The sequence below is a fragment of the Saccharopolyspora rhizosphaerae genome, from assembly GCF_003931915.1.
Taxonomy (GTDB): Bacteria; Actinomycetota; Actinomycetes; order Mycobacteriales; family Pseudonocardiaceae; genus Saccharopolyspora; species Saccharopolyspora rhizosphaerae.
In genome coordinates this window covers 176142-190002 of record NZ_RSAA01000026.1, presented here as the reverse complement: position 1 = coordinate 190002, position 13861 = coordinate 176142, and the positions used below count along the sequence as shown (strand labels likewise).

The 13861-nt window shown below is 69.0% G+C and carries 8 protein-coding genes; all 8 read right to left on the bottom strand.

Annotated features, from left to right (window positions below; genetic code table 11):
- Nucleotides 1-6: 6 nt before the first annotated feature.
- The 8 genes from EIL87_RS22505 to dnaA all read right to left on the bottom strand — a co-directional run bounded on the left by EIL87_RS22505 (nucleotide 7) and on the right by dnaA (nucleotide 13289).
- Nucleotides 7-870: a DUF3566 domain-containing protein gene (locus EIL87_RS22505; RefSeq protein ID WP_125092580.1), complete on the bottom strand. Its 864-nt coding sequence runs from the start codon at nucleotides 868-870 to the stop codon at nucleotides 7-9.
- Nucleotides 871-944: 74 nt separating this feature from the next.
- Nucleotides 945-3440 carry a DNA gyrase subunit A gene (gyrA, locus tag EIL87_RS22500; protein WP_125092579.1) on the bottom strand — a complete coding sequence of 832 codons (2496 nt, stop codon included), beginning with the start codon at nucleotides 3438-3440 and terminating at the stop codon, nucleotides 945-947.
- A gap of 50 nt (nucleotides 3441-3490) precedes the next feature.
- On the bottom strand, nucleotides 3491-5464 hold the full coding sequence (gyrB, locus tag EIL87_RS22495) for a DNA topoisomerase (ATP-hydrolyzing) subunit B (protein WP_125092578.1): 1974 nt from the start codon (nucleotides 5462-5464) through the stop codon (nucleotides 3491-3493).
- Nucleotides 5465-5855: 391 nt separating this feature from the next.
- On the bottom strand, nucleotides 5856-6446 hold the full coding sequence (locus EIL87_RS22490) for a DUF721 domain-containing protein (RefSeq protein WP_125092667.1): 591 nt from the start codon (nucleotides 6444-6446) through the stop codon (nucleotides 5856-5858).
- Nucleotides 6447-6537: 91 nt separating this feature from the next.
- On the bottom strand, nucleotides 6538-7725 hold the full coding sequence (recF, locus tag EIL87_RS22485; protein WP_125092577.1) for a DNA replication/repair protein RecF: 1188 nt from the start codon (nucleotides 7723-7725) through the stop codon (nucleotides 6538-6540).
- Nucleotides 7726-7957: 232 nt separating this feature from the next.
- Entirely contained in the window at nucleotides 7958-8848 is an 891-nt protein-coding gene (gene gnd, locus EIL87_RS22480; RefSeq protein WP_125092576.1) for a phosphogluconate dehydrogenase (NAD(+)-dependent, decarboxylating), read from the bottom strand.
- A gap of 173 nt (nucleotides 8849-9021) precedes the next feature.
- Nucleotides 9022-10146: a DNA polymerase III subunit beta gene (gene dnaN / locus EIL87_RS22475; protein WP_125092575.1), complete on the bottom strand. Its 1125-nt coding sequence runs from the start codon at nucleotides 10144-10146 to the stop codon at nucleotides 9022-9024.
- Between the two features lie 1265 nt (nucleotides 10147-11411).
- A complete protein-coding gene (gene dnaA, locus EIL87_RS22470) occupies nucleotides 11412-13289 on the bottom strand; it encodes a chromosomal replication initiator protein DnaA (protein WP_125092574.1) in 1878 nt (625 codons plus the stop codon).
- Nucleotides 13290-13861 lie beyond the last annotated feature (572 nt).

Genomic DNA, 13861 nt, shown 5'->3' with positions numbered 1-13861 from the left:
AACGGATCACTCGCGCTCGGACAGCGTGATCTCGACGCCGCCGGCGAAGTCGGCCGCCACGTTGTAGATGAACGCGGCCACCGTCGCCAGCGCCGTGATCAGCACGATGTTGATCGCACCGATGATCGAGGCGACGCCGAATACCCGGCCGGCGCTGATCAGCGGCTCGCTCACCGCGTCGTCGGGCTGGGTGAGCTCGGTGAAGGTGCCGTTGAGCTGCTCCCAGACGCCCATGCCGTCGAGCACGCCGTAGAGCACCGCCACGGCGATCATCCAGACGAAGAACAGCGCGACGCTGAGCACCAGCGCCAGCTTCAGCACCGACCACGGATCGAGCCGCTTGACCTGCAGGCTCGCCCGGCGCGGGCCCCGGCTGGGACGCCGCGCGGAGGTGCCCGCGGCACTGCGCGGCCCGGTGGCGGAACCGCTGCCCGGACCGGTGTAGGACACCTGGGTCCGCGACGACTGCGGGACCTGCGTGCGGACCGTGTCCTGGTCGCCGACCGCCTTCGGGATCGTCTGGGTGTCCTCGGCGTCGCTCCGCGCCGAGGAAGACGCAGCGGCGCCGGCCGCGGTACCGCCCAGGGCACCCGACGCCGCCGAACCCGTGAAGCTGCTCGACTCCGCTTCGCCGTCCTCCGCGGTGGTCGCCGAGGCTCGCTGCCACGGCGGCGGCGTCTCGGTGCCTTCGAAGGCCTGCCCACCGCTGTCGGGCTCGGCCGTCGAGCCGGACTCCTCGGTGCCGTCCGCAGAGGCAGCAGCCTCAGATCCGGCCGTCTCGACCTTGTCGTCGACTGTCTGGGTGCTGGCCGAGCCCCGGCCCGCATCCTTCTGCGGGTCCGAGGACTCCGGCTTCTCGGAACTTGTCACGAGCGATCCTTCGGTGATCGTCGGCGTCGGTGTGCCCCGTGGCGTACCACGGCATCTTCAGTTCTCGTGCGCGCTCACGCCTGCTTGGGCTCCGGTGCGGCGTCCGGATCCGCTGCCTCGTCGGCGTTGCGCGCCACGGCCAGCAGGGTCGTCCCCTCGTCGAGGTTCATCAGGCGGACGCCCTTGGTCTGCCGACCGGCCTTGCGCACCTCCTTGGCGGTGGTGCGGATGACCCCGCCGGAGGACGTGATGGCGTAGAGCTCGTCCTCCAGCTCGACGATCTGCGCCCCCACAAGCCTGCCACGTTTGCGGTCGTACTGGAGAGTCAGCACGCCCTTTCCGCCACGGCCTTGCACCGGGTAGTCCTCGATGGGCGTCCGCTTGGCGTAACCGCCCGCGGTGGCCACCAGGACGTACCGGTCCTGCCGGCACACGCCCATCGCCAGCAGCTCGTCGCCCTCGTTGAAGCGCATGCCCAGCACACCCGAGGTGGCCCGGCCCATCGGCCGCAGCGCGTCGTCGGACGCGTGGAACCGGATGGACTGGCCCTCGGCCGAGACCAGGAGCAGGTCGTCGTCGGCCGAGCACAGCACGGCGCCGACGAGCTCGTCCTCATCCTTCAGGTTGATGCCGATAAGACCACCCGATCGGTTGGAGTCGAAGTCCGTCAGACGGGACTTCTTGACCAAACCGTTCTTGGTCGCGAGCACCAGGTACGGCGCCGCCGTGTAGTCCTTGATCTGCATGACCTGGGCGATCTGCTCGTCCGGCTGGAACGCCAGCAGGTTGGCCACGTGCTGACCGCGAGCGGTCCGGTTGGCCTCGGGCAGCTCGTAGGCCTTCGCGCGGTAGACCCGGCCCTTGTTGGTGAAGAACAGGATCCAGTCGTGCGTGGAGCACACGAAGAAGTGCGACACGATGTCGTCCTGCTTCAGCGCCGCGCCCTGCACGCCCTTGCCGCCGCGCTTCTGCGCCCGGTACAGGTCGGTCCGGGTCCGCTTCGCGTAACCGGTCCTGGTGATCGTGACGACCACGTCCTCGTCGGCGATGAGGTCCTCCATGGAGACCTCGCCCTCGAACGGGACGATCCGGGTGCGGCGGTCGTCGCCGTGCTTGTCGACGATCTCCATCAGCTCGTCGCGGATGATCTGCCGCTGCCGCTCGGGCTTCTCGAGGATGTCCTTCAAGTCCTCGATCTCCCGCTCGATCTCGGCGAGCTGGTCGACGATCTTCTGCCGCTCCAGGGCAGCCAGGCGGCGCAGCTGCATCTCGAGGATCGCGTTCGCCTGGACCTCGTCGACCTCGAGCAGCTCGATCAGGCCGGTCCGCGCGTCGTCGACCGTCGGCGAGCGCCGGATCAGCGCGATGACCTCGTCGAGCATGTCCAGCGCCTTGACCAGACCGCGCAGGATGTGGGCGCGCTCCTCGGCCTTGCGCAGCCGGTACCTGGTCCGGCGGACGATGACCTCGACCTGGTGCTTGACGTAGTACCGGATCACCTGGTCGAGCCGCAGCGTGCGCGGCACGCCGTCGACCAGCGCCAGCATGTTGACGCCGAAGGTCGTCTGCAGCTGGGTGTGCTTGTACAGGTTGTTCAGCACGACCTTCGGGATCGCGTCACGCTTGAGGGTGATCACGATCCGCATGCCGCGCCGGCTGTTGGACTCGTCCGCGATGTCCGAGATGCCGCTGATCTTGCCTTCCCGGTGCATCGAGGCGATGTTCTCGATGAGGTTGTCCGGGTTGACCTGGTACGGCAGCTCGGTGATCACCAGGGTGGTGCGGCCCTTGGTGTCCTCCTCCACCGCGACGACGGCGCGCATCTTGATGGAGCCGCGACCGGTGCGGTAGGCGTCGGCGATCCCGTTGTTGCCGAGGATCAGGCCGCGCGTCGGGAAGTCCGGTCCCTTGATCCGCTGCATCAGCGCTTCGAGCAGCATGTCGTCGTCGGCGTCCGGGTGCTCCAGCGCCCAGACGACACCGTCGGCGACCTCGCGCAGGTTGTGCGGCGGGATGTTGGTCGCCATCCCGACCGCGATCCCGCCACCGCCGTTGACCAGCAGGTTCGGGAACCGCGCCGGCAACACGTCGGGCTCTTGGGTGCGCCCGTCGTAGTTGTCGGAGAAGTCGACGGTGTCCTCTTCGATGTCGGCGAGCATGTGCATCGCCAACGGGGCCAACCGCGACTCGGTGTACCGCATGGCCGCGGCCGGGTCGTTGCCGGGCGAACCGAAGTTGCCCTGCCCGTCGATCAGCGGGTGGCGCATCGACCACGGCTGGGCCAGGCGGACCAGGGTGTCGTAGATGGCCGAGTCGCCGTGCGGGTGGTAGTTGCCCATCACGTCGCCGACGACGCGGGAGCACTTCACGTAACCGCGGTCCGGCCGGAAGCCGGAGTCGTACATCGCGTACAGCACGCGCCGGTGCACCGGCTTGAGCCCGTCGCGCACGTCCGGCAGGGCGCGCGCGACGATGACACTCATCGCGTAGTTGATGTAGGAGTTCTGCATCTCCTGCTGGAGTTCGACCGGTTCGACCCGGCCGTGTTCCGGCGGCAGGATGTCCGTCATGCTCTTCCCTTGCTCGTTCGGAGAGTTCGGTGGTCGACCTGCGCGTCAGATCACACGTCCAGGAAGCCCGCGTCCTTCGCGTTGCGCGTGATGAACGAGCGCCGGGCTTCGACGTCCTCACCCATCAGCACGCTGAACAGCTCGTCCGCGGTGGCCGCGTCGTCCAGCGAGACCTGCAGCAGCAGTCGCGACTCGGGGTTCATCGTGGTTTCCCACAGCTCGTCGGCGTTCATCTCGCCGAGACCCTTGTAGCGCTGGATGCCGTCGTCCTTGGGCAGCTTGCGACCGTCGGCCGCGCCCCGGGCGAGCAGCGCGTCGCGTTCCTTGTCGCTGTAGGCGTACTCGGGTTCCGCGCGCGGCCACTTGATCTTGTACAACGGCGGCTGCGCGAGGAAGACGTGGCCGTTCTCGATCAGCGGGCGCATGAACCGGAACAGCAGCGTCAGCAGCAGGGTCCGGATGTGCTGGCCGTCGACGTCGGCGTCGGCCATCAGCACGATCTTGTGGTACCGGAGCTTCGACAGGTCGAACTCGTCGTGGATGCCGGTGCCGAGCGCGGTGATGATCGCCTGGACCTCGTTGTTCTTGAGGACCTTGTCGATCCGCGACTTCTCGACGTTGATGATCTTGCCGCGCAGCGGCAGGATCGCCTGGAAGCGCGACTCGCGGCCTTCCTTCGCGGAGCCACCCGCGGAGTCGCCCTCCACGATGTAGAGCTCGCACTCGTCGGGCTGGTTGGACTGGCAGTCCTTGAGCTTGCCCGGCAGACCGCCGATGTCCATCGCGCTCTTGCGGCGGACCAGCTCCTTGGCCTTGCGCGCGGCGACGCGGGCCTGCGCCGAGGAGACCGCCTTGTTGACGATCACCTTCGCGTCGGCGGGGTTGCGCTCGAACCAGTCGGTCAGCCACTCGAACGCCGTGGTCTGCACGAAGGACTTGACCTCGGTGTTGCCGAGCTTGGTCTTGGTCTGGCCCTCGAACTGCGGTTCCGAGACCTTCACCGACACGATCGCGGCCAGGCCTTCGCGGACGTCGTCACCGGTGAGGCTGCCGTCCTTGTCCTTGAGCAGCTTCTTGTCCTTGGCGTAGTTGTTGACCACGCGGGTCAGCGCCGACCGGAAGCCCTCCTCGTGGGTACCGCCCTCGTGCGTGTTGATCGTGTTGGCGAAGGTGTACACCGACTGGTTGAAGCCGGAGTTCCACTGCAGCGCGACCTCGAGCTCGTGCCCGCTGCCGGAGGCGCTGAAGGAGACGACCTTCTTGTGGATCGGCTCCTTCGTCGCGTTGATGTGCTTGACGAAGTCCTCGAGCCCGCCCGGGTAGTGGAAGGTGCGCTCGGAGACCTTGGCGGTGTCGCCCTGGGCGTCCTCACCGCCCTCTTCGACCTCGGTGCCGCGCTCGTCCCGGAGGGTGATGGTCAGGCCCTTGTTGAGGAAGGCCATCTCCTGCAACCGGCGGGAGACCGTCTCGGCGTTGTAGTGGGTGGTCTCGAAGATCGACGGGTCGGCCCAGAAGGTGATCGTGGTGCCCGTCTTGTTCGTCTTCTCGCCCCGCTCGATGTCGGCGACGGGCTTGGAGTCCTTGTAGCGCTGCCGCCACACGTGGCCGTTGACGTGGATCTCGGCTTCGAGGGAGGAGGACAGCGCGTTGACGACCGACACGCCGACGCCGTGCAGACCACCGGAGACGGCGTAGGAGTCGCCACCGAACTTGCCGCCGGCGTGCAGGACGGTCAGCACGACCTCCAAGGTCGGCTTCTTCTCGACCGGGTGCATGTCGACCGGGATGCCGCGGCCGTCGTCCGAGACCCGCACGCCTCCGTCGGCGAGCAGCGTGACCTCGACCTTCGACGCGTACCCGGCCATCGCCTCGTCGACCGAGTTGTCCACGACTTCCCACACGAGGTGGTGCAGGCCGCGCTCACCGGTCGACCCGATGTACATGCCAGGACGCTTGCGGACGGCCTCAAGGCCCTCAAGAACGGTGATGGATGAAGCGTTGTATTCGCTCTTCTTCGGTGCCACGGGCCTCGATTTCTCCTCAAGCCGACTGTGCTGTCACGGTGATCGGTCGGTGCCGGCCTGGTACCGGCTCCAGCGCACCTCCACGACCACTTCGGGGGCGGACTCGGCTGCCGGCGCCGCGCCCCGGCGCGGCCCGGTCCGGCCCCTCGCCGATGACGACCGGGGATCGCGTCGGGTCACACCCGTGTTGATTCTACTGGTCCGCCACCGCAGAAGTGGGGCAAGGACGCCCCTGGTTTGCTCACAGAGTCGAGATCTCGGATCAATCCACCATCGGAGAGCCACGAGCGCCCGCTCGGAATTCTCCGCCGCGATCGGGAGCCCGGGGAGCCCCACCTGCGACGTGGCGCCCGCGCTCGGCACGCCTCGACCGTGCGCATCGCGCAGATTACTAGCCGTAGGTGTCCCGCGGACCACGTCCGGAGATGTGCCGCGGGCCGTGTCGCCAGCTCGGCGCCGCAGGTCCCTGCACCTTGATCCGCTTGACCACGTCGCGCCCCACCCCGTCGGCGATGCGCTTGAGGATCTGCCGCTGCAGCAGCCGGAGCTGCGTGGCCCACGCCGTGGACTGCGCCTGCACCGTCAGCTCGCCGTCCTTGAGCTGCAGCGGCGTGGTGTGCTCGGCGATCTCCTCGCCGACGAGCGACCCCCACCTGGCGAAGACCTGCCCACCCGAGAGGTGCTCGGTCCAGCCGTGGTCCTTGGCGATCCGCGCGGCGAGCCTGCCCAACGGCTGCGGGTCCCGCTCATCGGGCCCGGCCGAGGTCCACCCGCTGCGACGACGACGGGTGCGCAGCCCGCCCTTCGGGCCGGCCTTCCCCCTCGACCCGCGCTTGGCCGCGGACTGCTCACGAGCCGCCTGCAACGCCGCGCGCGCCAGGTCGGGTCCGGAGAGACCGCTGCTGTCGAAGCCCTGACCTGCGGTTCCGCCCTCGGGCAGAGCGGCCCCGTCGGAGCCGCGAGCAGGGGCCGGGTTATCCACACCATCCACAGGGTTATCCCCAGATGTGGGTAGTTCCACGGACTGGTCCGTGGCGGCGGTCACCCTGCGTGAAGTTCTGCGTCCGCTCCCGTCAGGCGGCACGGTGCACCTCACCTTCCCGGACGTCGTACCGGACTCCGGTGAGCTCCGGCGGGACGTCCTCGCCCACGGCGGCCGTCACGAGCACCTGCTCGGCACCCGCGACCAGTTCCGCGAGCCGGGCCCGCCGGCGGCGGTCCAGCTCGGCGAACACGTCGTCCAGGATCAACACCGGCTCCGCGCCATCCTGGGTGAGCAGGTGATAAGAAGCCAGCCGCAACGCCAGCACGAACGACCACGATTCGCCGTGGCTCGCGTACCCCTTCGCCGGCAGCTCGCCGAGCAGCAGCTCGAGGTCGTCTCGGTGCGGTCCGACCAACGACACACCCCGCTCGATCTCCTGCGGGCGCACCCGCTCCAGCTCCGCGAGCAGCGCGGCCTCCAGTTCCGGCACGGCCTCGTCCCACGGCACCTCCGGTGCTCCGGGCACCCCGTAGCGCTCCGGCAACGACTCGCCGAGGCTGCTGCGGTACCGCAGGTCGGCGACGCGTCCCGACGGCGTGCTCGCGTCCTCGGTCGCGGCGACGTTGGCGTACGCGCTGGTCACGTGCGGGGCGAGCGCCGACACCAGGGACAGCCGACCGGCCAGCAGCTCGGCGCCGTACCGCGCGAGGTGGCCGTCCCACACCGCCAGCGTGCTCAGGTCCGCCTTGCCACCACCGCGCCGAGCGGCACCCGCCGACTTCAGCAGCGCGCTGCGCTGCTTGAGCACCCGCTCGTAGTCGGAGCGGATGCCCGCGTAGCGCGGCGCCCGCGCGACCAGCAGGTCGTCCATGAACCGGCGGCGCTCACCCGGGTCACCGCGCACGATCGCCAGGTCCTCCGGCGCGAACAGAACCGTCCGCAGGATCCCCAGCACGTCGCGGGGCTTGCCGGCCGCACCTCGGTTGATCCGCGCCCGGTTCGCCTTGCCGGGCGTGATCTCCAGTTCGACCAGCAGTTCCCGGCCGTGGTTGACCACCGCGGCCCGCACCACCGCGCGACTCGTCCCGTAGCGGACCAGCGGGGCGTCGTTGGACACCCGGTGCGAGCCGAGCGTGGCGACGTAGCCGATCGCCTCCACCAAGTTCGTCTTGCCCTGACCGTTCGGCCCGACCAGCACCGTGACCCCGGGTTCGAGTTCGAGGTCTGCCAGGGGCCACGACCGGAAGTCGTTCACCTGCAAGTGGCGCACGTACACGACGATCCAACTTAGTCGTTCTTGCCGGACGGCTTCTGCGCGGAGGTCGCGGTCGCGGTGTCCGCACCGTCCGCAGCGGGGTGTCCGGACCGTGCCGGACCACCTGTCCGCGTGCCGCGACCAGCGCGGTCGTCGCGGACGACAAGGGAACTTGTCGACACGTCTCCTCGTCGACGTCCCCGGTCCAGCGGGGGAGCTCGAGCCGGAGCTCCCCCGCCTCACGAGCGGGAGGTCAGCCGTCGGACTGCTTGTGGACCGCGTGGCCGCCGAACTGGTTGCGCAGCGCCGCGACCGCCTTCATCGCGGGCGAGTCCTCCTGGCGGGAGGCGAAGCGCGCGTACAGGGCGGCGGTCATGACCGGCGCCGGGACCGCGTTGTTGATCGCTTCCTCGATGGTCCACCGGCCCTCGCCGGAGTCCTGCACGTAGCCGCGCAGCTCGGACAGCTCCGGGTCCTCGTCGAGGGCGCGGACCAGCAGGTCCAGCAGCCAGGAACGCACGACGGTGCCCTTGCTCCAGGCCTTGATCGTGGCCGGGACGTCGGTGACGACCTCGGACGCGGCGAGCAGCTCGAAACCCTCGGCGTAGGCCTGCATCAGGCCGTACTCGATGCCGTTGTGCACCATCTTCGCGTAGTGACCGGCGCCGACCGGACCGGCGTGGGCGAAGCCCTCCTCGCGGGGACCTTCCGGACGCAGCGCGTCGAAGATCGGCAACGCGCGCTCGACGTCCTCGGCGTCGCCGCCGGCCATCAGCCCGTAGCCGTTGGTCGCACCCCAGACACCACCGGACACGCCCACGTCGACGTACTTGATGCCCTTCTCGGCGAGCAGCGCGGCGTTGGCCTGGTCATCGGTGAACTTCGAGTTGCCGCCCTCGATCACGAGGTCACCCGCGGACAGCAGTCCGGACAGCTCCTCGACGGTCTGCCGGGTCGGGTCACCGTGCGGAACCATGATCCACACGATCCGCGGGCCGGACAGCTTCTCCACCATCTCCGCCACGGACGCCGCGTCGCGGACGTCCGGGTTGCGGTCGTACCCCACGACCTCGTGGCCGGCGGCCCGCAGCCGCTCGCGCATGTTGAAACCCATTCGGCCGAGGCCGACAAGCCCGAGTTGCACTGGAACTCCTAATTCGAACTGTGTGGTCGACGTGTGGAGGTCGGCGCGTGGCCGGCCGCGCTGCGGGTGGACCCGCTGAATCGATCTGGCCGGAGCCTACGACCACGGACCGAGCGGACGGGCCGGGTGGTGCGCCGGATGTGAGCCGCGCACCACCGCGGCCGCACCGAACATCAGCCGGGCAGGCGGACCGGCATCAACAGGTAGAGGTAGCCCTCCTGGACCTCACCGTCGTCACCGACGGGCTTGATCAACGCCGGGCGGTTGGCGGTGGTGAACTGCAGCTGAGCGCGCTCGGACTTCAACGCGCTGAGGCCGTCGAGCAGGTAGGCGGGGTTGAATGCGATGGTCAGGTCCTCGCCGTCGAGCTCCACCGGGAGCTCCTCTTCGGCGCTGCCCTCGTCGTCGCCGCCGGCGGACAGCCGCAGCACGCGGTCGGAGAACTCGAGCCGGACCTGCGTGCCGCGCTCGGCCACCAGCGACACGCGCTTGATCGCCTCGGCCAGCGGACCGACGTCGATGTTCGCGGTCACCGCGGTCTCGGACGGGAGGAGCTGGCGGTACTTGGGGAACTCGGCGTCCAGCAACCGGCTGGTGTTCCGGCGGGTCGTGCCGGACAGGCCGAGCAGCCCGTCACCGGAGGCCAGCGAGATCTCGACCTTGCTCGCACCGGCGCCCAGCGTCTTGGCCGAGTCGGCCAGGGTCTTGGCCGGGACCAGCACCTGGGTGTCCGCGATCGACGAGCCCGGCTCCCAGGTGATCTCGCGCATCGCCAGCCGGAACCGGTCGGTGGCGACCATGGTCAGCTTGTCGGCGTTGATCTCCATCCGGATGCCGGTGAGCATCGGGAGGGTGTCGTCCTTGCCCGCCGCGATCGCGACCTGGCCGACCGCCTCGCTGAACAGGTCGGTGGGAACCGAGCCGACGTGCTCGGGCATCTCCGGCAGTGCCGGGTAGTCCTCGACCGGCATGGTCGGCAGGCTGAACCGCGAGCTGCCGCAGGTGATCGTCACCCGGGAGCCGTCAACGGTCAGCTCCACCGGGCGAGCCGGCAACGCCTTGGTGATGTCGGCCAGGAGACGCCCGGAGACCAGGGTCTTGCCGCTGGCGTCGATCGAGGCCTCGATCGTGACCTGCGCCGAAACCTCGTAGTCGAAGCCGGAGATGGTCAGCGCTTCCCCGGAACTCGCATCGAGCAGCACCCCGCCCAGCACCGGAACCGGCGGTCGCGACGGCAGGCTGCGCGCGACCCAGGCGACGGCATCAGCAAGACCGTCACGTTCCACGCGGATCTTCATGGGTGTCCTTTCGGTTTCAGCCGTGGCTCGGCTGCCGAGAACTGCGTCGAGCCGTGCACGGCTGGAAGGTTCGGTGTGCTCCGCGTCGAAGGCGAAGCGATCCCGCACCGATGACGACCGGAACTGCGCGACGAGTTCGAACCGACGCTTCCCGCTGCGGGAGTTCCACCGTAGAGCGTGCTCACCGATCTCCGCATCCGGGTCTGGACTCCGGCGCCAGGCGGGTTCGGGCTTCGAGGCGGGAGTTGTCCACTTATCCACCGACCCTAGTTCTCTTCTTCTTTTTTCTTCAAAGAGAAGAAATGTCCGCAGTAGTAGTAAGGCCTGTGAGTTGTGGGGACAACCGCTGTTTGGGCTGGTCGGGTGGCTCGCTCCGGTGTGGATGGCCACTGGGAGCAACCGGGGACTGCGACAGCCGGGTGGTGGACAACTTCGACCCGGCCCGGGTTCTTCCACACCCATCCCCAGTTGTCCACACTCCCGTCCACAGTTGGCCCCCCGGTTGTACCCATCCCGGGGTGGATTGCGGGTTCTCCACCGGTCGGGTTGTGGGCAGAGTTGTGAGAACTCTGTTGGCAACCCGACCGAAGCATGTGGGCAGGGTGTGCACAGCTTGTGGATGGACTGGGGAAAGGACCAGGTCATCCCTGGGGATCGCATTTCTGTGGACAGCTCGGCCCGCTGGCCGGTTTTCACCGCTGCGGTGAGGTGAAGCCCACGAGGTCCAGCAGAAAAGTTCTGTCCGTGAACGTTCCCGGTACTGCGCACCGCGGTCGTACGAACACCGGAAGTAGTGATTTTGGCCCTCCACCCTTGCGCGGAGGCGTCCGAGATCCCCCGCGGGCGCCGGAACTTTTCTGCTGCAGCACCCGGATCCGGGCGGTGCGGACGAGCAGAAACCTCCGCGCTGCTCCCGGAGGGGTGGTGGAGGGCTGCAGCGCTCGGCGATCAGCTGCGGCGCGAGGGCTCCTCGGACTGCGCGAGCGGTGTTCGGGCGGGAGTGGGTTCGCGTCGGGACGGCAGAACTCCCACTGCCGGAGGGGGTGGCTCGGAGCAGGCCGCACTACCAGAAAGCGCGGGCGCGCGCGGCCTAGGGAATCACACCAGGGGACTCGAGAAATCCCGTCAGCGGCCAAATGAGCCGGCCATGCTGAAAAATCGCAGGTCAGAGAGCTGAACTTGAACGGTCGAGTCCCGCCGGTCGCGCGCTAAGACGGCCGAGGACAACTCGAACGGCGGTTGTCCCCAGCCTGGTTCGGCGTCGATCAGCGGGACTGCTGCTTGATCCGGGCGGTCAGCTCTTGGACGTGCTCGTAGACGCGCCGGCGCTCGGCCATCTCCTTGCGGATCTTCTTGTCGGCGTACATGACCGTGGTGTGGTCACGGCTGCCGAAGTACTGACCGATCTTCGGCAGCGACGAGTCGGTCAGCTCGCGGCACAGGTACATCGCGATCTGCCGCGCCTGGGCCAGCGCCTTGGTCTTGCCCGGCCCGCACAGGTCGTCGATGGTCACGCCGAAGTAGTCGGCGGTCACAGCCATGATCGTCGGCGCGGTGATCTCCGGCGTCTGCGAGTCGGGGATCAGGTCGCGCAGCACGATCTCGGCCAGCTGCAGGTCAACCGGCTGCCGGTTCAAGGACGCGAACGCCGTGACCCGGATCAGCGCGCCCTCCAGCTCGCGGATGTTGCGTTCGATGCGCGAGGCGATGAACTCCAGCACGTCGGCCGGCGCGTTCATCCGGTCCTGCGCCGCCTTCTTCCGGAGGATCGCGATCCGCGTCTCCAGCTCGGGCGGCTGGATGTCGGTGATCAGGCCCCACTCGAACCGCGTCCGCAGCCGGTCCTCCAGCGTGCGCAGGCCCTTCGGCGGCCGGTCGGAGGACACCACGATCTGCTTGTTCGAGTTGTGCAGCGTGTTGAAGGTGTGGAAGAACTCCTCCTGGGTCCCTTCCTTGCCCTCCAAGAACTGGATGTCGTCGACCAGCAGCACGTCGACGTCGCGGTAGCGGCGCTGGAACGCCACCTGCCGGTCGTCGCGCAGCGAGTTGATGAAGTCGTTGGTGAACTCCTCGGTCGAGACGTAGCGGACCCGCATCCCGGGGAAGAGCCGCTGCGTGTAGTGCCCGACCGCGTGCAGCAGGTGCGTCTTGCCGAGACCCGACTCGCCCCAGATGAACAACGGGTTGTACGCCCGGGCGGGGGCCTCGGCCGCGGCGACCGCGGCTGCGTGCGCGAACCGGTTCGAGGAACCGATCACGAAGGTGTCGAAGGTGTACTTGGCGTTGAGCCGGGTCTGCGAGGTCGGCGGCGCGTGCTTGGGCGCCGTGAACGGCTGGCCCTGCTGCGGCTCCGCCGACGGAACGGTTTGACCGGTCGGCGTGGCCGGGCCGGGCTGCGCCCCCTGGCCGCGGCCGAAGGTCGGCCAGACTCCCTCGTCAGCGGCCTGCTCTCCGGGGGCGGGGTCGACCGGTTCCGGTTCGGCTGCCGGTTCCTCGGTCGGCGCGGGCGCTCCGGCCGGCTCGGCCTCGGGTTCGGCCAGCGCGGACTGCCCGGGCTTGGGGATCTCGCCGTGGGGCCACTTGAACTCGGCCGTCGGGAACTCGACGTCCGCGGCCGGGTTCGGTCCGGACTCGGGGGCGGCGTGCTTGCCGCCGCTTTCCGCACTGCGGGAATCGGGGCCGGTGGCGCTCCCGGGTGGCACGACCGGGATGGAACCCGTGTGCGCGATCGACCCGGTGTGCGCCGTGTGCCCGTAGGAGCTGTCGCCGCTGAACCCGGGCACCGAGATGTAGGTGGCGGAGGAAGAGGACTGGTCGTCTCCGCCCCGCGGGCTCCAGGTCTCCGGCGCGGGCGCGGCCACCGGACGGGTGGGCGCGGGCACCGCGGTGTCGACCTTCACCGCGAGCGAGACGTCGCGGCCCAACCGGCGAGAGAGGGCGTCGGTGATGGGGTCGCGCAGCGCGCGCTCGATCGCTTCCTTCGCGAAGTCGCTCGGAGCGGCCAGCAGCGCGGTCCCGTCGAGCAGCCCGATGGGGCGGGTGACCCGCATCCACGCGCGTTGCTGCGGCGAGAGAGTGCCGGAGGACAGCTCCTGCACCACCTCTTCCCAAACTCGACCGAGATCGGCTTGGTGGTCGGACACCGCCTGCTCCCCTCCCCTCGCTTGATGCTCCCCGGTTGCGGCCCCGGTCCCCAGCCCCCAAGGTTGCACGGGTAGCGGGTACCACGGATACGGGTGGGCGACTCGGCGGGCACACGTGTCCACAGAGTTGTCCACAACGTGTGTATGAAGGTACGGCAGGCCGCTGCGGTGTTTCCCCCTGGGGCCGTCGTACCCCTGCGATCGAGGTCAGTCCCCCTGACTGCCGACCGATGCTCCCACCAACGGCCCGCGCCATCGCAGGGAGGCACGCTAACAAGGCTGCGGCCTCCGCCACAAGCAGCTCCCCCGCCCCTCGCGGAGATCGTGATGTGGCAGGCTGTTCAGCGTCGACGAGCGGTCGGTCGATCACCAGCGCGGACGTGGCGAAGCGTCGGCGAACCTGTCACGCGGACGCCTGCGTCCTTCGTTATGGCGTCGATACCGCCGGTTGTCCACCCCGGCTGCGCACCCGCCGGCGGCCCTGGCGTACCCTTCTACAGTCCCCCGCTTGTGCAGCGGGCATGTCGGCGCGCCGACATCGCGCCCGGCCTTGCGGCTTCCGGTCCGCGCCC